This window comes from Pseudomonas sp. AD21, assembly GCF_002878485.1.
In the GTDB taxonomy this organism is placed as follows: domain Bacteria; phylum Pseudomonadota; class Gammaproteobacteria; order Pseudomonadales; family Pseudomonadaceae; genus Aquipseudomonas.
Window position 1 is genome coordinate 1 of record NZ_NQYG01000076.1, and the last position, 23494, is coordinate 23494.

The following is a 23494-nucleotide window of genomic DNA, read 5'->3' on the forward strand; positions in this document are numbered from 1 at the left end:
TGACCAACGCCGCTGGCTCGCCAGTCACCGTGACGTTGAGCAACGGCGCCGTGATCACCATCGACGCCGGTAAGACCACTGGCACCGTGACCGTTCCGGCACCAGTTGACGACGTCTACAAAGATGCCGGCACCGTGCAGGCAACGATCACCAATGCCAGCGGTGGCAACTTCGAAAACCTGGTGTCGAGCAACGTACCGGCAGTGACCAGTGTCACCGACACCATCGACACCACCACCGTTAAGTTGACTGCCACCGACACCGCAGCGGAAGGCGGCAACGTCGTCTACACCGCGACCGTCGGCGCGCCAGTAACCGGTTCGCCAGTGACTGTGACCCTGTCCAACGGCCAGACCATCACCATCGACATCGGCAAGACCACCGGCACCGTGACCACCACCGCACCGAATGATGCGCTGACCGGCCACGCTCCGTTGACCAACGCCATTACCAACGTCAGTGGCGGTAACTACGAGAACCTCGTCGCTGACAAAACCCCGGTTTCGACCACCGTGACCGATACCGTCGACACCACCAACCTGTCGCTCAGCGCGACCGGTACTGTGGCCGAGGGTGGTTCGATCGTTTACACCGCGACCTTGACCAACGCTGCCGGTTCGCCGGTGACCGTGACCCTGAGCAACGGCGCCGTGATCACCATCGACGCCGGCAAAACCACTGGCACCGTGACGGTTCCAGCGCCAGCCGATGACGTCTACAAGGACGCCGGCACCGTTCAGGCCACAATCAAAAATGCCAGCGGTGGCAGCTTCGAAAACCTGGTGCCAAGCACCACGCCAGCCGTGACCAGTGTCACCGACACCATCGACACCACAGGCGTGAAACTTACCGCCACTGGCACCGTGGCCGAGGGTGGCACTGTCACCTACACCGCCACAGTCGGTGCGCCTGTGACTGGCTCACCAGTCACCGTGACCCTGTCCAACGGCCAGACCATCACCATCGACATCGGCAAAACCACCGGCACCGTGACCACTATCGCGCCGAATGACGCGTTGACCGGTCATGCGCCGTTGACCAACTCGATCAGCAACGTGACCGGCGGCAACTACGAAAACCTCGTCGCCGACAAGACCCCGGTCAGCACCACCGTGACCGACACCGTCGATACCACCAACCTGTCGCTGAGCGCGACCGGCACCGTGGCCGAAGGCGGTCAGATCACCTACACCGCGACCCTGACCAATGCGGCCGGCTCGCCGGTGACCGTGACCCTGAGCAACGGCTCGGTGATCACCATCGACGCCGGCAAAACCACCGGCACCGTGACCTTGCCTGCGCCAGCCGACGACGTCTACAAAGACGCCGGTAACGTGCAGGCCACCATCACCAACGCCAGCGGCGGCAACTTCGAAAACCTGGTGACCAACCCCTCGCCAGCCGTGACCAGCGTTACCGACACCATCGACACCACCACTGTCAGCATCACCGGCAGCACCTCGGTGACCGAGGGCCAGACCGCCAGCTACACCGTCAGCCTGACGCACCCGGCGCAAACCGACGTGACCCTGAAAATTGTCTACAGCGGCACCGCTGCCGACGGTTCGGACTTCACCGGCGTGTACACCGTGAAGATCCCGGCGGGCGCCAGCAGTGCGCAGTTCAACGTCGCGACCATCGACGACAAGATCACCGAAGGCACCGAAAACTTCGTGGTCAAGATTGACTCGGCCACCGGCGGCAACTTCGAGAACCTGGCCGTCAGCAGCACCAATGGCAGCGTCAGCACCTCGATCATCGACAACGATGCGCCACCGGTCATCGACCTGGACGCCAACAACTCCAGCGGCGCGACCGGTGCCGACTACAAGGTGACGTTCACCGAAAACACCCCGGGCGCCGGCGTGTCGATTGCCGACACTGACCTGACGATCACCGACCCGGACAGCACCATGCTGACCGGCGCGACCATCGTGCTGACCAACCGTCAGGACGGCGATGCGCTGAACCTGGGCAACAGCGTCAATGGCATCACCATCAATGCCAACAGCACCAACGGCACCGTGACCCTGACCCTGTCGGGTAACGCGACGCTGGCCGACTATATGCAGGCGATCAAGAACATCACCTTCACCAACGGCAGTGAAAACCCGAGCACCGTGCCGCGGATCATCACCGTGACCGTGACCGATGGCGGCAACTACTCCAACACCGCGACCACCACGGTCAACGTGGTGGCGGTCAACGATGCGCCGGTCGCCGCTCCGGTCAACGTCACCGGCACCGAAGACACTCCGCTGATCCTCGGCTGGTCGACCTTCGGTGTGACCGACGTCGACAGCCCGGCCAGCAGCCTGGGCATCAAAATCACCCAGCTGCCGGGCGAAGGCAAACTGCAGTACCTGGACGGTTCGACCTGGAAAGACGTCGCCAACAACCAGACCTTCAGCAAGGCTGATATCGACGCCGGCAAACTGCGCTTCATGCCGGATGCCAACGAGTCGGGCGTCAACGGTTACGGCGGCACCGGCGTGGGCAACAACCAGGCCGACTACGCACAAATCAAATTCCAGCCAACCGACGGCCAACTGCTCGGCAACACCGGTACCGTGAAGATCGACATCACGCCAGTGGCGGATGCACCGACCGTGAGCGTGGCTGACAACAGCGTGAAATCCACCGGACTGGTCAAGGAAGTCTGGACCGGCCTGCCGGGCCTTGGGACCAGTGGCAGCGGCGCAGACTCGACCACGTTGAAAAACGTGATCGACGGCGCCGGCACCCCGAACTCCAGCGGCACCGTGACCAACGTGCAGTCGGATGGCAGCGTGACCGCCGGCACCGCGTCGAAAACCTCGGGCCTGATCTATCTGGAAGCCGGCAAGACCTATTCCTTCAGTGGTGTGGCCGACGACAGCCTGTTGATCACCATCGGCGGCAAGAGCGTGGCTTCGGGTACCTGGGGCGCGGGCGGCGCGATCAGTGGTTCGTTCACCCCGACCACCAGCGGCTACTACACCCTGGACATCTACCACCACAACCAGAGCGGCCCGGGCAGCTATGACGTGAACCTGTCGGTCAACGGCAGCACGCCAATCGACCTGAGCAGCGCCGGCGTGCCGATCTACACCGGCGTGCAGGATCTGCTGAACTCCGGCGTGACCGTCTCCGATCTGCATGGCAGCAACGGCGAAGGTTATTACGACGGCTACAAGCTCAACACCGGCGCCGAAGGCACCACGGTGAAACTGTCGGCGATCAACACCGCCCTGACCGACACCGACGGCTCGGAAACCCTGAGCGTGAAGATCAGCGGCGCGCCAGTCGGCTCGGTGCTCAGCGATGGCGCGGGTCATACCTTCACCGTCACCGCCACCAGCGGCGACGCCAATGTCACTGGCTGGAACCTCGGCAGCCTGACCGTGACCCCGCCGACCTACTACAACGGCCAGTTCAACCTGACCGTGACCTCGACCTCCACCGAGATGGTCGGCGGCTCGGCCAGCAGCACCGCGACCATTCCGGTCACTGTGGTGCCGGCAGTGTACAACGCGGTGGTCGGTACCTCTGGCGATGACACCTTCAACGGCACCGATGGCAACGACATCATGGTCGCCGACATCGGCGGTCTGACCGTGGTGCCGGGCACCAACTACAACATCGCGTTCATGGTCGACAGCTCGGGCAGCATGAGCGCTTCGTCGATCAGCGCAGCCAAGGACTCGCTGACGTCGGTGTTCAACACCCTCAAGCAGAGCCTGGGCGGCAGCAACTCGGGCACGGTGAACGTATTCCTGGTGGACTTCGATACCCAGGTCAACAAATCGGTGTCGGTGAACCTCAACGACCCGAACGCGTTGACCCAGCTCAAAGCCGTGCTCGACTCGATGTCGTCCGGCGGCGGCACCAACTACGAAGACGTGTTCAAGACCACGGCCAACTTCTTCCAGAGCACCGAAGCACTGGCCAACACCGGGGCGAAGAACCTCACATACTTCATCACCGACGGCCAGCCGACCTACTACCAGAGTGGCGAGCAGACCAACCCGACGCTGTACGGCAGCGTGAAGCTCGATGATGTGGTGAAGACCAGCAACTACAAACTGGGCGACTCGTTCAGCACGTACATCGACAACACTCACGCGCTGACCATCAACAGCGCCGGCACCGTGACCCTGCAGACCTACAATTCGCGCTGGGGCACCTGGAGCGGCAGCAACCTGGGCACCATCCACGCGCAGGGTGACGGTACCTACGAGTTGTCGAACCTGGCAGGTTCCGGCAGCAGCACCACGTCGGCTACCACTGATAACGCCAGCAGTGGCTTCGCGCTGCTCAGCGGTCTGTCGAACGTCGAGGCCATCGGTATCAACAGCGGTGTCAGCCTCAATGATCTGAAACCGTATGATTCGGATCACTCGCCACAGACCAACATCGATCCGAAGGATCTGGCCAACTCGATCATCGGCCACACCGAAGCCACGCTGCCGGGCAACGACACCGTCAGCGGTGGCGACGGCAACGACATCCTGTTCGGCGACCTGGTGAGCTTCAACGGCATTGCCGGCGAGGGTTATCAGGCGATGCAGGCGTTCGTTGCGCAGCAGACCGGCGTCGACGTCAGCAAGGTCACCACCAGCAACGTGCACCAGTACATCACCGAGCACTATCAGGCGTTCGATGTGTCCGGCGCGCACGATGGCAATGACACCCTGCTGGGCGGCGCGGGCAATGACATCCTGTTCGGCTCGGGCGGCAACGACCTGCTCGATGGCGGCAAGGGCAATGACATCCTGCTCGGCGGTACCGGCAACGACACGCTGATCGGCGGCCAGGGCAACGACATCCTGATCGGTGGTTCCGGTGCCGATACCTTCGTCTGGAAAGCAGGCGACACCGGCAACGATGTGATCAAGGACTTCAACGCCAGCGAGGGCGACCGCATCGACCTGCGTGATCTGTTGCAGGGCGAGACCGGCAGCACCATCGACAACTTCCTGAAGATCTCCACGGTCGACGGCGTGTCGTCGCTGCAAGTCAGCTCCGGCGGCAAGTTCAACTCCGGCGACGCGGCAGCCGCCACGCCGGACGTGACGATCAAACTGGAAGGCAACAACTGGTCGAGCGCCAACATTCACAACCTGATTGCCGGCAGCGACCCGACCATCAAGGTCGACCACAACAACAGCTGATGCGTGAACAAAACGGCCGCCCCCCTGGGGCGGCTGTCACGTTTGCGCCTATCGCACCGGTGACGATTTCGTCGCCGCACCGCATACTCGCGTGCAGTTGGCCTATGCTGCTGACAGCATGACGCTGGATCTTTCTGAGGGATGCTCAATGTTTTACGTGCAACGCGATGCGCAGGGTCAGTTGATTCGCGTGGAAGCTGCGGCCTACGCCGAGGCCACGGAAACGCTGCCGGCCGACCACCATGAAATTCAGGCCTGGTTCGCCAACGCGGCCGTGGAAAACAGCCTCAAACAGCTCAAGCAGAGCGACTTTGAAATGATTCGGGTACTCGACGACCTGATTCAGGTGCTGACCCAGAAAGGCGTGATCCGGGTCACTGACCTGCCGCCGGCGGCGCAGGCCAAGTTGATGGATCGTACCCAGGCGCGGGAAGCACTGGGCGGGTTGAGCCAGTTGATCGATGAAGATGAGAGCGGGTTGATCTGACCCGCGATCTTCGGCGACTGGACTGGCCCCTTCGCGAGCAAGCCCGCTCCCACATTTGAAACACATTCCAATGTGGGAGCTTGCTCGCGAAGGCGGCATCACTGACACCACCGCACCAAACGATTACTTCCAGGGCTTGGGCTCACCAAACAACTGCCCCTGCACCCCGTACAAGCCCATCTCGCGAATCACCGACAACTCCCCTTCGGTCTCCACCCGCTCGGCAATCAACGGCAGGTCAATGCTGTGCGCCGCACGCTGGATTGCTTCGATGAACAGACGCTTGTCGCTCTCCTGATCGATCGCGCGAATGTAGCTGCCATCGATCTTCAGGTACGCCAGCCCCAGCCGCGCCAGGTTGCCGATCATGCTGAAACGTCCGCCAAAGCGCTGCAGACTCAGCGAGAAGCCCAGCTCGCGCAGGCGCCGGGTCAGTTGCTCGAGCACCGCTTGTTCCGGCAATTGCTCCTCGCCGATTTCCAGGGTCAGGCGCTCACCGAGATTGGAGTGCGTACGCAGAATCTCGAAGACTTTGTTCAGCGCCTGCGGATCAGCCAGGGTTGCCGAGGACAGGTTCAGCGCCAGTGAATCCTCATGCTCTTTCATCTGCTCCAGCACGCGCTCGAGCATCAAGCGGTCCAGCCGCGCCGTCCAGCCGAAACGCTCGAGCCACGGCAGGAAACGCCCGGCCGGAATGGTCTGGCCCTGATCATCCAGCAGCCGTGACAGCACCTTGTAATGCAGTACCAGTTGCGTGTCCTGAGCGGCCACCACCGGCTGGAAAAACAACTCGAAACGCTGTTGATTCAAGGCCTGATCGAGCAAGCGGTGCCAGGCGTGATGATCGTCGCCGACGTCCGCCACCAGGCTCTGATCGATGCACGCCCAGTTCTGCTCGCCCTGCCCCTCGGCCTGCGCCAGCGCCTGATCGCCGAGGGTCAGCACCGCTTGCGGTGAATCGCCGTGAACGAACGGGGCGAGGCCGATGGAGGCCACAGCCGGCACATCGGTGGCGCCGGTGGCGTGCAGACTGCTCAACGCACTGTCGAGGTTCTGTGCCAGTTGCAGCGCTTCCTCGCGCACCAGCCCCGGCGCCAGCACGGCGAACTCACCGCCGCGAATCCGCGTGACGAGGTTCTGGGTTTCCGGGTATTTGGCGCATTCGCGCGACAGAGTTTCGCCCACCGCTTTCAACAGTTCATCGGTGCGCTGCCCGCCCAGACGCTGGTTGAGCCCGGCCAGATCCTTGACCCGCAACAACAGCAGGTAACCGGAGCTGGCCTGTTCCGGGTTGCTCACCCGGTTGTGCAACTGCATCTCGAAATAGCGTCGGTTGGCCAGCCCGGTGAGGTTGTCCTGATAGGACTCGGCGCGCAGTTTTTCACTGCGCTCGGCCTGCTCCTGAAACAGCGCCTTGAGCTTCTCGACCATCTGGTTCATCGCCTGCACCACGCGCCGCAGTTCAGGGGTGCGCGGCAGCTCCGGCAGGCTCAGGAATTCGCGGCGGGCGATGGCGTGGGACTGCTTGACCATGTAATCGAGCGGGCGCAATTGCCGGCGCAGCAGCAGCGCGCCGAGCACCGCACTGACCGCGCCACACAACAGCAGCCAGCCGAGGCTGCCCAACGCGCTCTGCCACAGCTTGGCCACGGCAAACATCGGGTGGCTGACCACCTCGACCCGCGCCGCCTGCTCCCAGCCACGGCTGACCAAGGCGTCGCCGCCAGCCGGTTCGAGGCCGATCAGGTTGACGAACCAGTCGGGCACATTGGTGACTGCCGGAATCCCGCTGCGCTCGACGATGGTCTTGTCGGTCTTGAGGTCGACCACACGGATGCTTGCGTAATAGCCGCTGTCGAAAATCGAGCTGACCAGCAGCTCGACCATCGCCGGGTCATCGATGTTCGGCGTCAGCGACAACGCCAGCGCCGTGGCGGCGTCCTGGGCGTGGGAGCGCAGCTGGTTGACGTACTGGGTGCGCGAGCTCTCCAGACTGACCATGAAGCTGCCGGTGAAGGCAACCACCAGGAACAGACAGATAGCGATCAACAGCTGTTTGAACAAAGACATCTGAGCGCGTGCTCCTAGTTAGTCGTTTCGACCGGGAAACCTTCGGCCTGCATTTTTTTCAGCACATCCTGCCAGCGCGACAGGCGTTTGGTGTCACTGACCTTTTTGTTGCCCTTGGCCCCCGGCAGGTACAGACCTTCGGCATTGAAAGAGTAGACCGGCAACAGGTCGGTTCGCTGGGACGCCGGCTGGATCGGATCGATCAGGCTGTCGAGCACCAGCGGCATGGCATCGGGGGTGGCGTAGTAAGTCAGCACCATGTGCGCGCGATTCTGGCGCAGAGCCTTGACGTAGGTGATGCGCAGCTTGTCACTGGAGACCCCGAGATGGCGCAGGCTGAAATACTTGGCGATCGCGTAGTCTTCGCAATCGCCAGCACCTTTCCACAACGCTTCGATGGGCGTCTCCCAATAATCGACCTGCCCCCACAGATCGATATCCTCTACATAGCGCATCTGTTTGTTGAAAAACAGGTTCACCACCTTGAGCTTGTCCATCTCGCTGACCTGTTTCTGCGTGGCCAGCAGATTTTGCCAGGCATCGATCCGCTGCTGCCCGGCGCCCAGCGGCCCGTACAGCGCCGTGGCTTTGCGGCTGATCGCGGAAAAATCCCAATCGGCATGCAGACCGCCCAGCATGACGCCGGCCAGCAGCAGTGCGCAGCCTAGCCAGCGCAGAGTCCGGGGGATCGCGAAACGTACCGCCACAGCAGGGTTCCAGGGGGCAGGAAGGAAAGCGTTTGATGGTGAAGCTTAGTCCGGCAAAAAACAATGGCACCATGAGATCATCGCCATCGCGCTAAACTTCACACAGGACAGCGATCCTTTACATGGTTTGACAACCTGTAGAGCAATCACTAGTGTCTTTGGATCCAAATTCCGTGATCATTCAGGGTGAGTAGTTGTGACACAGAAGCCCAAACCGCTGCACAGCATCAAAGTCGATGGGCCGATTCCCGCTCACCTCGCCCGTTCGACCATCGAAGAGACCCTGCGCGCGGCGATCCTGGACGGTCGCTTGCCGTGCGGCACCGCCCTGCGCCAGCAGGACCTGGCCGACCTGTTCGGGGTCAGCCGCATGCCGGTGCGCGAGGCTCTGCGCCAGCTCGAAGCGCAGGAACTGCTGAGCGTCACCACCCACAAGGGCGCCGTGGTTGCGCCGCTGATTCAGGGCGACGCCACCGAAACCTACGAGTTGCGGATCCTGCTCGAATCCGAAGCCATGCGCCAGTCGATCCCGCTGCTGACCAGCGCCGATCACGCGCGCGCGGCCAGCTATATCGAAGAACTCGAAACCCAGCACGACTACACCGAAATCGGTCGGCTCAATCGCCTGTTCCACATGGCCTTGTACAGCAAGGCGCCGAATCAGCGTCTGCTGCGGCTGGTCGAAGACGGCCTCAACGAGGAGGAGCGTTTTCTGCGTTTCAACCTCGAAGCCATGGGCCTGGGCAAATTGTCCCAGGAAGATCACCGCGCCATGCTCCAGGCAGTGATCGAGCGCGATATCGAACTGTCGGTGGAGCTGCTCACGCAGCATCTCAACCGAGGCGTCGAGGTGATTACCCGTTTCCTCGCCAGCCCCGCAGGACAAAACCGCAAGGCCGTGCGCTGACACCCTCCACGCCGGTCATGGGCCTCTGCGCCTGACCGGCGAATAACCCGCTTACAAATCCTCTCTACGCTGCGCCGCAAACCGGGTGGCGGATCGGCCTGTTCGCTCTAACCTCCCTGCGCCGGTTCGCCCGGCATTGCACCTCGCTGCGGACGAATCGGTCATAGCCGTCCCGCCAATTTACCCGCACTCTTTAACGGCCAACCCATGAAGAACGGGCGACGCGCCGCACCGCCGGCGCAGTCCCCGCACCAGGAACCTACGGAAGGAGCCTTGCCACGGGATAAAAGGAAGTTACGGCGCCGTTTTCGGCCAACTTTCATTCCTATACATCACTTCAATCTCTGCATCGGAAAGTTGCTTTGAGTGAGGCATTCACTCTTGCACTCAATTTTGGCCTTTATTTGCCGAAAGGAGCAACTACGCCCAAGTAAAACTTAAATCAAAAGTTTTACCGAACCAACTCATACTTAAAAAATAACCTACTAAAAATAATTAAAAATAAACTTGTTAAGTTATTTAACGATGTATTAGCTTTTCCTCGCCGAGCAGGGTTAGTCCTACAAATACGGCACAGCTCCGCAGTCAAGCTACAGCCATGGCAGATAAGCACCAGGCTATAGCCCAGAGCCTTTCATGCACTTTGCAAACTTTCATTAATCCGAATGAGGCCAGCGTTCGCCAATAGAAAACGTTTCAGACTTATTGAGTCCGCGTTGATGCACTGAATGAGCAACTCCTTCTATTCCAATAACACCGAGGTTCGCCATGATGCCAACTAAAGAACAACTCGCCCTGAAAAAAGCTCAATTGAGCGTTCACCCGATCTTCACCGAGATCGATTCGCTATCGGTACTGCGCCGGTTCATGGAATCCCACGTCTTCGCCGTATGGGATTTCATGTCGTTGACCAAACGCCTGCAGCAGGAACTGACCTGCACCCGCCTGCCATGGTTGCCGCCACGCGACCCGCATGCCGCACGCCTGATTAACGAAATCGTGCTTGGCGAAGAGTCCGACGACCGTCCCGCCCATGGCCATTACAGCCATTTCGAGCTGTACCTGGACGCCATGCGCGAAGTCGGGGCGAGCACCACGGCGGTCGAGCGGTTTGTCACGCTGCAACAGGAGGGCGTGAGTTATGACGTCGCCCTGCAAAGCGTCGAGGTGGACCCGGCAGCAGCGAAATTTGTTCGCGAGACTCTGAACATCGCGCTGCACGCACCGGGCCACAGCGTCGCCGCCGCGTTTCTGCATGGCCGCGAGAGCGTGATCCCGCCGATGTTCCAGCGCATTCTCGATGACTGGGGGATCGGCATCGAACAGGCTCCGACCTTTCGCTATTACCTGGAGCGCCACATCGAGGTCGACTCCGAAGATCACGGCCCGGCGGCGGAGCAACTGCTGGAGCGGCTGGTTGATGGCGATCCGCAGCGTGAAGCCGAGGTCTACGCCAGCGCCATTGCGGCGGTGGAGAGCCGCATCGCCCTGTGGGACGGCCTGCGCCTGAGCATGCGTGAGCCCTTGGCGGAGGTGGCCCAATGAACGCCGCCGATTACCAATCCTTCGCCGACGCCTGGGAAAGCCGCGCCACCATCCGCACCCGGCCACGGCGTGTGCTGGAAGACGATGAACGCCTGATCTATCCGCTGAGCCGCCAGCCCCTGGTGCTCAGCGAAACCTTCCTGCGTGAGTGCCCGCAACAACGGGATTTCGCCCTGGTGCAGACACTGTACAAATTCATCAACGACGTGGTGATTTTCGAAACCGAGATCGTCGACCAGACCGCCCGCGCCATCGCCAAGAATCGTTTCGCCGTGCCGTTCCCGTTCGCCTGTCGCTACGACGCCATGACCGTGGTGGTGGACGAGGATTACCACGCATTGGTGGCGATGGATTTCATGCAGCAGACCGTGGCCATGAGCGGCATCGAGCCGATCGAACTGCCCGCTGAAATCGAACTCAGCCGGGCGATTCCTGCCGCCGTGGCACTGGCGCCCGAGCACCTGCGCAGCGCGGTGGAGCTGATCTGCGTGGCTATCGCCGAGAACACCGTGACCGGTGACGTCGCGGCATTCGCCCGAGACGACACGGTCAAGCCGTCGATCAAGGGGCTGATGGCTGATCACCTGCTCGACGAGGGCCGGCATTCGAGCTTCTGGGCGCGGATGGTGCGCATCTATTGGCACACCGCCAGTGATGCGGATCGGGAAACCATTGCGCAGATTCTGCCGGTGTTCATCGGCCATTACCTGACCAACGACATCCAGAAGTCATTCGATCTGCGCCTGATCGACGCCTTGCCGGTGAGCGATGCGATCCGTCGTTCGCTCAAGGATGAAATGGCCGGGCTGGCCTTCCCGATCAATCGTCACCATCCGCTGGTGGGCAACATCGTGCGGTTTTTCCACAACAGCTCGCTGCTCGACACGCCCTGCGTGCAGCACGCCTTGCGTGACTATCTGGTTTGATGAGGAGGCCGACATGAGACGTCTCGACATTTTGCTGATTGGCGCCAGCCAGGCCATGACCGACCTGGCGCAGGAACTCGAACAACACGGTCACTCTTTGCTGCGTAGCAGCGCGGCGCAATCGACGGTGGATCTGATCATCGACGATGGCTTCATCGGCGCCGGCGATTTCTGCGCCATCCCGCACTTGCATCTGCGCCTGGGTATCGGTGCGCAGAGCCTTGGCGGTTTACCGACGCTCGACCTGCTGTGCTTCCTCGGCTCGTCACTGATCAGCCGTGTGCCGATCGGCGATGAGCCGTCCGGCAACGGTCAGGCACTGCGCCAGCGCGTGCTGACGCATGTGGTCGACGAAGTCGCGTTGCTGGTCAGCCGTTTCTCCCGCGATGCCGAGTATTTCCAGCAGGCAACGCCGGCCACGGCACCGGACTTCGAACAGGTGGAAGACCTGCTGTTTCTCGACAGCCTGGCCTACGTCCATCGCCTCAACGCGACGGCGCATCCGGCGTTGTTGCAACAGGCGCAGACGCCGCTGATCGAACGCCTGCAACGCAGCCTGATCGAACACGCCGAGCGACCGGCACTGCACCTGGCCGAGCAGTCGCTCAGCTATCGCCAGTTGCACACGCACAGCCGGGCGATCCAGCAACGTCTGCAGCCACTGCTCGAGCAGCATCCGCAGCCGTGGATCGTCGGCATTTGCCAGCCGAAAAGCCCGGCGCTGTTCGCCTCGATTCTGGCGGTGCTCGGCAGTGGCGCGGTGTACCTGCCGCTGGAGCCGAGCCATCCGTTGCAGCGCCAGCAATACATCCTGCAAAACGCCGGTGCGGTATTGTTGCTGCACGACGGTGAGCATCCGCTCAGTGAGTCGATGCCCGGGCTGGATGTCAGTCGTATCGACAGCGCCGACGCCGACCTCAGCCAACCGCTGATGCGCCAGCGCCCCGAGCTCGACGCGCCGTGCATGGCGCTTTACACCTCGGGCACCACCGGCCATCCGAAGGGCGTGCTGCTGAGCCAGACGAACCTTGCGCACTTCATGGCGTGGTACGCCGATTACGTGCAGTTGCGCGCTGAAAGTCGGGTCTTGCAGTTCTCCTCGCTGAGTTTCGATTCTTCGCTGATCGATATCTTTCCGACGCTGCTCCAAGGCGCCGAACTGGTGGTACCCGACGACACTCAACGCCGCGATCCGCTGCAACTGGTTGCGTTGATCCGCCGCCGGCAACTGACCCACGCGTTCCTGCCGCCGGCGCTGCTGAGCATCCTGCCGCTGGAGCAACTGCAAGGCGTGGAGGTGATGACCGGCGGCGATGTCTGCGAGCCCTTCGTCATCGAGCAACTGACCCGGCAGGGCAAGCTGCACAATCTCTACGGCCCCACCGAGGCCACGGTGCTGATCACCGCCCGGCAACTCAAACCGGGTGACAGCAACCGCACCCTCGGTAGGCCGATTGCCAACAGTCAGGTGCTGATCCTCGACGACGATCTGCAACCGGTGCCGGAGCACACCGTCGGCGAATTGTTCATCGTCGGCCCCGGCGTCTGTCTCGGCTATCTGAACAATCCGCAGCAGACCGCCGAACGCTATCTGACCCTGCAACTGCCGCATGGCCAGACCTTGCGGGCCTACCGCAGTGGTGACATGGCCAAGTGGGGCGAACACGGTATCGAGCTGTGCGGGCGGCGCGACAATCAGGTGAAGATCCGTGGCTTCCGGGTCGAGCCGGAAGAGATCGAGCGCTGCCTGCGCGAGAGCCAGTTGTACCGTCAGGTGGCGGTGGTGATCGACAGTCAGCGGCGGATTCTCGCGTTCCTCGCCCAGCCGCAATCAGACGCCGCTCGTGATGCGCTGAAGGCCCATGCCCAGCAGTTTTTGCCGGACTACATGCAACCGGTGGCGTGGACTGAACTGCCGCAGATGCCGTTCGCCAGCAACGGCAAGGTCGATCGCAAGGCCTTGCTTGAGCTGCCGGTCAGCGTGCAGGACAGCGGCCCGAAATGCCTGCCGGCGAATGCCGACGAAGCGCTGTTGCTGGAGATCTGGGCGGAACTGCTGGAACTTCCGAGCAGCGATATTTCCACCGACGAGAGTTTCTTCAACCTCGGTGGTCACTCGATTCTGCTGTCGCGGATGTTGCTGCGTTTGCGCGAGGAATTCGGGCGCAGCATCTCGATCAACCGCTTCATCGAACTGCCAACCATCATCAAGCTCGCGACGTTGGTGCGCGGTACCGATGACAGCGCGGTGCTCAGCGCCCAGGCCATGGCCGACGCCGAGCGTCCACTGGACATCGAGCCACTGCCGATCAGCCGCCTGGGCGATGTGCACAAGGTGATCGTCACCGGCGCCAACAGTTTTGTCGGCGTACACATCGTCGAAGCGCTGCTCGGTTGGGGCGCCAGCGAAGTGGCGTGTCTGGTGCGTGACGGTGACGGACAAACGGCGGCGCAGCGCTTTACCCAGGCGTTGCGGGAGAACCGTCTGGAGCATCTGGACTTGAGTCGGGTGCGGATCTATTCGGCAGACATCACGCGTCCGCAACTGGGCTTGGCCGACGACGATTATCAGCGCCTCGATCGCGAGTTCGGTGCACTGGTGCACAACGCCGCCAACGTCAATCACGTGCTCGATTACGAGTCGCTGGCAGCGGATAACGTCGAGCCGATCTTCGAGCTGTTGCGCCTGTGCGAAGGGCGCAGCAAAAAGGTCTTCAACTTCGTCTCGACGCTGTCGGCTTCAAGCACCGTCGATGGCGAAGGCCGAGTGCTCGAGTTACCCGCCGCAGCGACCCCGCCGATCTACATCCGCAACGGCTACAACCTGTCGAAATGGGTCGGCGAGCGCATCCTCGAGCGGGCCCGCGAGCGTGGGGTGTGGGTCAACCTGTATCGCCCCGGCAACATCAGTTTCAACAGCCTGAGCGGCGTCTGCCAGCCGCACAAAAACCGTTTGATGCTGATGCTCAAGGGCTCGATCCAGCTCGGTCAGGTGCCCGCCTTTGCGCTGAATTTCGACCTGATGCCGGTGGACTTTCTCGCCCGCTTCATCGCCTTCCACGCCAGCCGTTATTCGACCGAACGTGCGGTGTTCAACCTGCACACCCCCGAGCCGCTGAGTTGGGATGCCTACGTCGCCTCGTTCCGCGAAACCGGCAGTGAGTTCTCGCTGGTCAGCGTGGCCGACTGGCAGCAGCAATTGGGTCGGGTCGATGCCGACAACGCGCTGTTCGGCGTACTCGGTTTCTACCTCAACGGCTTCGAGGAGGACATCGGCGACATCTCCCTGATCGGTCACGCCAACGCCGAAGCCGGCGTGCAGCAAATGGGTGCGCAATACCCGGAAAAATCCCCGGCGTTGCTGCGTCGCGGCTGCGATTACCTGAAACAGATCAACTTCATCTAGTTCAACCAAAAGGAGCATCACCATGAGCAATCTGCAACCCGACACCCTGATCAAAAACCCTCACGGCTGCCATGTCGTTTCTTCGGTGGAAGTGCCGGCGGACGCGGCGCAGGTCTGGGCGGTGGTCGGCAACTTCGGCGGTTTCGAGCGCTTCATTCCGGCGCTGTCGCACATCGAAATGACCGGCGAAGGCGTGTCTTCGCTACGCAAGAAATTTTTCAAGGACGGCAACGTGGTGGTTGAACAGCTCAACTCCCGCGATGAACAGGCGCGGGCCATGGCCTGGACCACGATCTACAACACGTTGGGGGTGGCCAATCTGTGGGCGGCGATGAATGTGGAATCGTTGGGAACGGGGAAGTCTCGGGCGACCTGGACGATCATTGCCGAACCGGCTTCAGGTGGTGAAGAAGCGCTGCCGGGGTTCAAGGACTTCGTGCAGGGGTTTGCCGATGATGCGATGGGGAACGTGCTGAAGCTGTTTGTGTAAGGCTTCAGTTCTTTAGTAGATGAACCACCGCCTTCGCGAGCAAGCCCGCTCCCACATTTTGATCGCATTCCTTCAAGGGGAACACGGTCAACCTGTGGGAGCGGGCTTGCTCGCGAAGAACGCTAACGCGGTCTTCAATCTGACGATCAGATCTTGAAGCTGTCCACCAACTGCTTCAACCGGTTGGCCTGCTGCGACAACGCATCACAATCCTTCAACGTCTCGTTGAGGTTGGCGACGCTCTGCTGGTTCAACAGGTTGATCTGGTTGACGTCGACGTTGAGGGTTTCCACCACGGCGGTCTGCTCTTCGGTCGCGGCAGCCACCGACTGGTTCATGCCGTCGATCTCACCGATACGCTGGGTCACGCTGACCAGTCGCAGGCCGGCCTGGTTCGCCACTTCAACACTCTCTTCGCTGGACGCCTGACTGGCGTTCATGGTGGTCACCGCTTCACGCGAACCGACCTGCAAGGAGGTGATCATCTTGTGGATCTCTTCTGCCGACTCCTGGGTGCGATGGGCGAGGTTGCGCACTTCATCCGCCACCACCGCAAAACCACGTCCGGCTTCTCCGGCACGCGCCGCTTCAATGGCCGCGTTGAGTGCCAGCAGATTGGTCTGCTGCGAAATGCCTTTGATCACATCGAGGATGTGGCCGATGTTGTCGGTGCTGGCATTCAGGGTTTCGATCTGGGTGCACGACAGGCTGATCTTCTGCGAGAGCTCGGTCATGGCCTGGATGGTTTGTTCAACCACCTGACGACCGTCATCGGCCTGCTCGCTCGCGCCGCTGGCGTGCTGCGAAGCATCGGCGGCGTTGCGGGCGATTTCCTGAGTAGCGGCGCCCAACTGGTTGATCGCGGCAGCCACGCTGTTGGTGCGTGCGCTTTGTTCGTCAGAACCGACGATCGAAGCGTTGGACGATGCCATTACCCGTTGCGACAGATCGTGTACGTGACGGGTGGCCGACGACACTTCGGAAATCGACGCGTGAATCCGCTCGACGAACTGGTTGAACGAGCTGCCCAGCTCCGCAAATTCATCCTTGCCTTCCACGACCAGACGACGGGTCAGGTCACCTTCGCCCTGGGCGATGTCCTGCATCGCACGGCCCATGGTGGTCAGTGGACGCATCAACACGTTGATCAGCAGGCTCAGCAGCAGCGCAATGGTAGCGACCGCAACGAACATGGCGATCAGCGCCGAGGTACGGAACTGGCTAAGCGCGGCGTAGGCCTTGTCGCGATCGATCGACAGACCGATGTACCAATCGGCATTCGGCAAATCGCTGACCGGGGTGAACGACAGGATGCGTTCCTGACCGTTAAGCACCACGTTCTGGTTGCCCTTCTCGATGCGCACGCTGGAATTGGGGTAGATGTCCTTCAGGTTCTTCATCACCTGATCCTTGTCCGGGCTGACGATCACCTGACCGTCGCCGCTGACCAGGAACGCATGGCCGAGGCCACCGAAGTCCACCGAATTGATGATCTTCACCAGGGTTTCCAGGCTCAGGTCACCACCGACCACACCGAGCAGCTCGCCATTCTTTTTCACCGGCATGGCGATGGTCACCACCAGACCACCGACGGCGGCCATATACGGCGGGGGCAGCATGGTCTTGTCGGCGGTAACGGCCTGCTTGTACCAAGGGCGCTGACGCGGGTCGTAGCCGTCCGGCATCTTCGCGTCCGGGCGCTGGGTGAACACACCGTTGGCCTGGCCGACGTAGGTGAACTGGAAGTTTGAGGTGAAGGCCGGTTGATCGACCAGCCCCGGGAAGTCGGCGTTCTTGCCCTGATGAGCAACGTTCTGTGCAAGGTTTTCCAGCACCAGAATCCGCCCGCTCATCCAGTTCTGCACGCTGCTGGCGGTCAGATCACCAGCCTGCTGCACGGAGGACTGGAGGTTCTGGCGAATGGTGTTTCGCTGCAGATAGTCGTTGTAGAGGGTGAACAAAGCGAAAGCCAGGACCACAACGCCCGAGGCGGCCAACAGAATTTTATGGCTGAACTTGAGATTCATTTCATGGGACTTCTTATGAAAAAGTGGGGATGCGTTCCGGGATGCAACATTCCATGTAGCTCCAAAATGTCCAATAGCTGGCAGGCAGCGTTCTGATGGCCGCTCTACTTTGGTGCACGCATGTCTCACCAGTCTGTCGGCACCGTTCGCCAAAATCTTAGGGCTGTGTGGGAAATGTACGGCGTTTCTGCCAGATTCCCGCCGAACGGCGTGCCAGAAGGTTCGCCGCAAAGTTTTTTTGATCGTTATCAGAGTGACGGTTGCAAAATTCACAGCCCTTGATAAAAATGCGACTAATTATCATTTGTGGCGTTCGGGCTGTCGCGTTCATGTCCTCACCTGAGTTTGCAGTGCAGGCGCTTTACAGTAGTCATCACGGCTGGCTCAACGCCTGGCTGCGGATGCGGCTGGGCAATGCCGCGGATGCGGCGGATCTGGCGCAGGACACTTTCGTGCGCCTGCTGCAGCGCACCGAACGCCTGGAACTCAAGGCACCCCGCGCTTTTTTGCGCACCATCGCCCGCGGTCTGGTGATCGACCACTGGCGCCGTGAAGAAATCGAACGCGCCTATCTCGAAACCATCGCCCATTTGCCCGAAACCGAAACCCCGAGTGCCGAAGCCCGCGCTCTGGTGATCGAATTGCTCGAAAGCATCGCGCGCATGCTCGAAGGCTTGCGGCCGAAGGTGCGTCAGGCGTTTCTGCTGGCGCAGTGCGAAGGTTTGACCCACAAGCAGATCGCCGAGCAGATGGGGTTGTCGCTGCGCTCGGTGGAGCGTTACGTCGCCGATGCGCTGTATCACTGCTACGTATTGCGGTACGCAAGCTGATGCCTGTGGATAACGTCTCTTCCGGGCGCCGGGTCGAACCGCCGCAACAGGTGGTCAAACAAGCCATTCACTGGTTGCTGCGGCTGCGCAACAACCATGGCAATACGCGCCTGAGTCGTCAGTGCGAAGCATGGCGTGCCGAACATCTCGAACATGAACTGGCCTGGCAGCGCGTGCAGTCGCTGCAGGCTGAGCTGAGCCATAACCTGCGCGCAGTGCCCGGCGCACACGTGGCGTTCAATACGCTGGAAAACAGTGCGCAGGGACTCGGACGGCGACAGGCCTTGAAGCTGTTGTCCGGCGCCTTGCTGATGGGCTCCGCCGCATGGCTGGCCAAAGACACCTCGGCCTGGCAGCAATGGCGCGCCGACTACGCCACGGCGACTGGTGAGCGGCGGGGCTTCCAGTTGCCCGACGGCACGCGGATCGAGCTCAACACCGCCAGTGCGGTGGATCTGGATTACACCGCGCAGCAGCGGCTGATCAAACTCACTCGCGGCGAAATCATCGTCACTTGCGGCGGTAACGATGAAGGCGCGGCGTTCAACCGAGCGCTTCGCGTGCAAAGCCGTCACGGCATTTATGAGCCGACCAATGCCCGCTTCATCCTGCGTCAGGACAGCGATTGCACGCGGCTGAGCGTCACCACCGGGCGCGTCGCCATCCACAGCGGCGGCACCTCGGTTGAGGCGCTCGCTGGGCAGACCTACCTGATCGATCACCATCAGGTGCGCCCGGCGCCGCCACTGGATATGGACGCGGGCGCGTGGGTCGACGGTTTGATCGTGACTCGCAACATGCGCCTGGGCGATTTTCTCAACGAGGTCGGACGTTATCGTCAGGGCTTCGTGACGTGTGCATCAGCCGTGGCTGATTTGCGCCTGTCCGGGGTGTTCCGGCTGGAGGACACCGACAAGCTGCTGGCGATCCTGCCGCAGACGCTGCCGGTGCAATTGCGTTATCGCACTCGATGGTGGGTCACGCTGGAACCAGTGGCTTGAAATTATTTTGGCGGGTTTTTGCCGCAAGTCCGGCTTGGTCAGTAAGCACTTCAACTCAGCCTTTGCGACTTGCCACGGAAACCTACAATGACTGTCCGCATCACCTGTAAGAAACCTCTGAATTTCAATGCCGAATCGGGTTTGTTGCGCCACGCCATTCGCACGGCCCTGCTCTCCACTATTCTGGGCGCCGGTGTGTTGCCCTGCCTGAGCCTCGCCGCCAATGCCAGTGAGGCGAGTAGTCATCGCTACACCATCGCCGCCGGCCCGCTGGGCGAAGCGCTGAACCAGTTTGCGCGCCAGGCCGGCATCACCTTGTCGATGACTCCGCAGCAAACGCAGGGACGGCAATCTCCGGGCGTACAGGGTGAATATTCAACGGATCAAGCGTTGAGCCATTTGCTCGGTGGCTCGGGTCTGGAAGCAGTCAGCCAGGACGGCAGCAGCTACATCCTGTATCCAGTCAACGACAGCGACGCACTGGCGTTACCGACCACCGATATCAAAGGCTTCGCCCTCGGCAACGCACTGGGCAGCATGGAGGGCTACAACGCCACCCACAGCCAGATCGCCACCAAGACCAGTACCGCGTTGCTGGAAACCTCACAAAGTGTGTCCGTGGTCACTCGCGAACAAATGGACGACCAAGGCTCGCAGACCGTCTCCCAGGCGATGCGTTATACCCCCGGCGTGCTGACCAACCCTTATGGTGCGACCCACCGCTACGACTATGTGGCGATGCGCGGTTTCAACGACGGCTCGGTGGACAATATCTACCTCGACGGCCTCAAGTCGATGGGCGACAGCGGGACCTACAGCACCATGCAGGTCGATCCGTATTTCCTCGAGCGCGTGGATATTCTCAAAGGCCCATCGTCGGTGTTGTACGGCCGCAGCTCGCCCGGTGGCCTGGTGGCGCTGACCAGCAAGAAGCCGTTGTACGAGGCCTATCATCAGGTTCAGGCGACTGTCGGCACCCAGGGTCAACGCGGGGTCGGTTTTGACTTCAGTGGCCCGGTCGATGACGACAAGCGCATTGCCTATCGTCTGACCGGATTGACGGATCAGTCCGACACGCAGTCCGACCACAACAAGGAAAAACGCTTCGCCCTCGCTCCGACCCTGAGCATCGATTTCACTGAAGACACCTCGCTGACGCTGCAGGCGTATCTGCAGCACGATCCGGATGGCGGCTACCACGGTGGCGTGCCAGCGGACGGCACGATTCATCAGCGCAACGGCAACCGCATCTCGCCGCACTTCTTCGAGAGCGAGCCGGGGATTGATGGCTACTCGCGGGATCAGCAGTCGTTCGGCTATCAGTTCGAGCATCGCTTCAACGATGTCTTCACGGCGCGGCAGAACTTCCGTTACCTCGACTCCAAAGTGAACATGGATCAGGTCTACGCCTACGGCTGGACGACACCGACCAGCAACGAACTTAACCGTTACTACACCGGCGGCGATGAGCGCCTGCATGCATTCATCGTCGATAACATGCTGCAGGCTGAACTCTTCACCGGTGCCACCAAGCACACCGTGTTGATGGGCGCGGACTATCAGCGACGCAAGACGGTGGTCGACTGGACCAGTGGCGGCCTGGCACCGATCAATGCGTTCAATCCGATCTACGGCAACTCGGCGATCGAAATGTATGGAGAGACCAGTTATCTGCGGCGCCTGGAGCAGACCGGGGTGTACCTGCAAGACTTGATCGAGATGGACCAATGGCGCTTCTCGCTGGGTCTGCGTCAGGACTGGGTCGAGACTTCCGATGAAAACCGCATCGCCGAAGCAGGGCGCCCGCTGGGCACGCAAATCAATGACCGACGCACCAAATTGACTGGCCGCGCTGGCGCGCTGTATCTGTTCGAAAACGGCATGGCGCCGTACATCAGTTACTCCGAGTCGTTTAACCCGAACTCGTATGCCGACAGCGCCGGCAATCCGCTGCCGCCAACCGACGGAACGCAGTGGGAAGTCGGCCTGAAATACCAGCCGTCAGGCACCGACAACCTGTTCACCGCCTCGCTGTTCCGCATCGATCAGGAGAACCTCGCGACCAAGCTGCCGCAGGAAAACTTCTATCGCGCTGTCGGCGCTGTCCGTTCGCAAGGCTTGGAACTGGAAGCGCACATGCAGTTGACCGACAACCTGAAAGTGCTCGGCAGCTATACCTTTACCGATATCGAGTACTCGAAGTCGATGCTCAGCACCCTGAGCACGCCGACCAATGTGATCGAGAACAAGGGTAACTCGCCGACTCAGGCACCGCGTCACATGGCGTCATTGTGGGCGGACTACAAGTTCGATAACGCGGCACTTGATGGCCTGCGCCTGGGCGGTGGTGTGCGCTATGTCGGCTACAGCTGGGCGGATGCGGAAAACACGCTGAAGGTGCCTTCCTACACCTTGTTCGACGCCTCGATCGGTTATGACCTGGGCAAGGTCGGCTTGAAGGGCGTCGACGTGCGCCTGAACGCGAACAACCTCACCAACGAGTCCTACGTGGCCTCCTGCGCGAGTCTGAACTTCTGCTACATGGGCGAAGAGCGCAACGTCGCCGCCACGGTCAGCTACCAGTTCTAAGCCTTTGCCTTGTGCATAAAAAAGCCAGCCTCTGATTGTTCAGGGGCTGGCTTTGCCGTCTCTGTGGGGAAATTTTCATGCGCGCATTGTTAGTGTTGTTACATCGCTATATCGGCCTGGTGACGGCGGTGTTTTTGCTGCTGGCCGGGATTACGGGGAGCATTCTGGCGTTCAGTCATGAGCTGGATGAGTGGCTGAATCCGCAATTTTACGCGGCGTCTACCGAGGGTCAGCGATTGCCTCCCGGAACGTTGGTCGATGTTGTGCAAGCTGCGCATCCCAAGCTGCAGGTCTGGTACATGGAGTACCCGGACAAATTGGGGCATACCGCGTTATTGGCGGCTGTCCCGCGTAACGATCCCTCGACAGGCGAACCGTTTGATGAACGCAATCAGGTGTTCTACCTGGACCCGGTAAGTGCCGAACAGAAAGGGCAACGTTACTGGGGCGAGTGCCGCTTTGCGCGAGAGAACTTCATCCCGTTCATTCTCGAGTTTCATTACAACCTGACGTTGCCCGGTAACTGGGGATTGTGGCTGATGGGCCTGGTGGCCATCGCTTGGGTGAGCGATTGTTTCATCGCGCTGTGGCTGACGCTTCCGCGGGGCAAGCCGTTCTGGGAGAGGTGGTCGACGGCTTGGAAGATCAAGAGCGGGCACGCTTATCGGCTCAACTTCGATCTGCATCGGGCGGGGGGATTGTGGCTATGGTTGCTGCTCCTGCCGATTGCGATCAGTAGTGTCGCGATGAACCTGCCGAGTCAGGTATTCAAACCGGTAGTGTCGTTGTTTTCGCCCATTGAGCCGAGCATCTATGAGTCTCGCGAACGAATGCCTTCTTCCGAGCTCGGCGTGACGCGGTTAAGTTATCAACAGGCGTACGAGAGGGCATTGCAGGAGGGGAAGAGGCTAGGACTGACAGCAGCGATCGGGGAGTTGTATTACAGCTTTGAGTACAACTTCTACGGCGCAGGGTTTGGACAGCACGACACTGAGGCCCATGGCAAATCCTGGTTGTTCTTTCATGGCACGGACGGAAGATTATTAGGGCAGGAAATCGCTGGAGAAGGGACGTTGGGGGAACGCTTTTATCGATTGCAGTTACCGATACACGGCGGACGAATCATTGGCTTTACCGGGCAGGTGATGGTCGCGGTGTTGGGTTTTCTGATTGCGGGGCTGTCAGGGACTGGCGTCTACATCTGGTGGTGCAAGTGGCAGGCCCGACGTATTAGCAAGGCCCGTAAAACAGCCTGATCGGTTTTTTGGGCAGGTCCTGAAACGACAAAACCCCTGTCTGCGTCAGCAGACAGGGGTTCTGGAATTTAATCTTGACGATGACCTACTCTCACATGGG

13 protein-coding genes and 1 pseudogene are annotated in these 23494 nt (G+C 60.9%); 11 read left to right on the forward strand and 3 right to left on the reverse strand.

The genetic code is table 11. The features are described 5' to 3' along the window. Together PseAD21_RS26365 and PseAD21_RS26370 are read left to right on the forward strand one after the other, a co-directional pair. Positions 1 to 5153: pseudogene (locus PseAD21_RS26365) on the forward strand (LapA family giant adhesin); the annotation flags it as partial. A 148-nt stretch (positions 5154 to 5301) separates the two neighbouring features. After that, positions 5302 to 5640, forward strand: a complete 339-nt coding sequence (locus PseAD21_RS26370; protein WP_025113506.1) for a hypothetical protein — start codon at positions 5302 to 5304, stop codon at positions 5638 to 5640. A gap of 123 nt (positions 5641 to 5763) precedes the next feature. Here the strand turns inward: PseAD21_RS26370 and lapD are convergent, their stop codons facing one another. Continuing rightward, positions 5764 to 7710, reverse strand: a complete 1947-nt coding sequence (gene lapD, locus PseAD21_RS26375; protein WP_102358699.1) for a cyclic di-GMP receptor LapD — start codon at positions 7708 to 7710, stop codon at positions 5764 to 5766. Between the two features lie 14 nt (positions 7711 to 7724). Then, positions 7725 to 8417 carry a cysteine protease LapG gene (gene lapG / locus PseAD21_RS26380; protein WP_102358700.1) on the reverse strand — a complete coding sequence of 231 codons (693 nt, stop codon included), beginning with the start codon at positions 8415 to 8417 and terminating at the stop codon, positions 7725 to 7727. Between the two features lie 196 nt (positions 8418 to 8613). Here lapG and PseAD21_RS26385 point away from each other — a divergent pair, with 196 nt between their 5' ends. The 5 genes from PseAD21_RS26385 to PseAD21_RS26405 all read left to right on the forward strand — a co-directional run bounded on the left by PseAD21_RS26385 (position 8614) and on the right by PseAD21_RS26405 (position 15691). Beyond that, positions 8614 to 9324, forward strand: coding sequence for a GntR family transcriptional regulator (locus PseAD21_RS26385; protein WP_102358701.1), 711 nt, complete (start codon positions 8614 to 8616; stop codon positions 9322 to 9324). A 768-nt stretch (positions 9325 to 10092) separates the two neighbouring features. Then, on the forward strand, positions 10093 to 10869 hold the full coding sequence (locus PseAD21_RS26390; RefSeq protein WP_102358702.1) for a DUF3050 domain-containing protein: 777 nt from the start codon (positions 10093 to 10095) through the stop codon (positions 10867 to 10869). Further along, the gene (locus PseAD21_RS26395) at positions 10866 to 11795 is read left to right on the forward strand and encodes a diiron oxygenase (RefSeq protein ID WP_102358703.1); all 930 of its coding nucleotides are present in this window, start codon (positions 10866 to 10868) and stop codon (positions 11793 to 11795) included. The genes PseAD21_RS26390 and PseAD21_RS26395 overlap by 4 nt, the downstream gene beginning before the upstream one ends. A 13-nt stretch (positions 11796 to 11808) precedes the next feature. Then, entirely contained in the window at positions 11809 to 15201 is a 3393-nt protein-coding gene (locus PseAD21_RS26400; RefSeq protein WP_102358704.1) for a non-ribosomal peptide synthetase, read from the forward strand. Between the two features lie 22 nt (positions 15202 to 15223). After that, positions 15224 to 15691 carry an SRPBCC family protein gene (locus tag PseAD21_RS26405; protein WP_102358705.1) on the forward strand — a complete coding sequence of 156 codons (468 nt, stop codon included), beginning with the start codon at positions 15224 to 15226 and terminating at the stop codon, positions 15689 to 15691. A 146-nt stretch (positions 15692 to 15837) separates the two neighbouring features. Here PseAD21_RS26405 and PseAD21_RS26410 read toward each other — a convergent pair whose 3' ends face one another. Continuing rightward, positions 15838 to 17718 (reverse strand): methyl-accepting chemotaxis protein, encoded by a 1881-nt coding sequence (locus tag PseAD21_RS26410; RefSeq protein WP_102358706.1) that lies wholly within the window; start codon positions 17716 to 17718, stop codon positions 15838 to 15840. Positions 17719 to 18047: 329 nt separating this feature from the next. Here PseAD21_RS26410 and PseAD21_RS26415 point away from each other — a divergent pair, with 329 nt between their 5' ends. The 4 genes from PseAD21_RS26415 (at position 18048) to PseAD21_RS26430 (ending at position 23394) form a co-directional block, all read left to right on the forward strand. Beyond that, positions 18048 to 18548: a sigma-70 family RNA polymerase sigma factor gene (locus PseAD21_RS26415; protein ID WP_102358707.1), complete on the forward strand. Its 501-nt coding sequence runs from the start codon at positions 18048 to 18050 to the stop codon at positions 18546 to 18548. Continuing rightward, the gene (locus PseAD21_RS26420) at positions 18548 to 19549 is read left to right on the forward strand and encodes a FecR domain-containing protein (protein WP_102358708.1); all 1002 of its coding nucleotides are present in this window, start codon (positions 18548 to 18550) and stop codon (positions 19547 to 19549) included. Before PseAD21_RS26415 ends, PseAD21_RS26420 begins: the two co-directional genes overlap by 1 nt. Positions 19550 to 19636: 87 nt before the next feature. Next, the gene (locus tag PseAD21_RS26425; protein WP_102358709.1) at positions 19637 to 22138 is read left to right on the forward strand and encodes a TonB-dependent siderophore receptor; all 2502 of its coding nucleotides are present in this window, start codon (positions 19637 to 19639) and stop codon (positions 22136 to 22138) included. A gap of 77 nt (positions 22139 to 22215) precedes the next feature. Continuing rightward, a complete protein-coding gene (locus PseAD21_RS26430; protein ID WP_102358710.1) occupies positions 22216 to 23394 on the forward strand; it encodes a PepSY domain-containing protein in 1179 nt (392 codons plus the stop codon). The last annotated feature ends 100 nt before the right edge of the window (positions 23395 to 23494 follow it).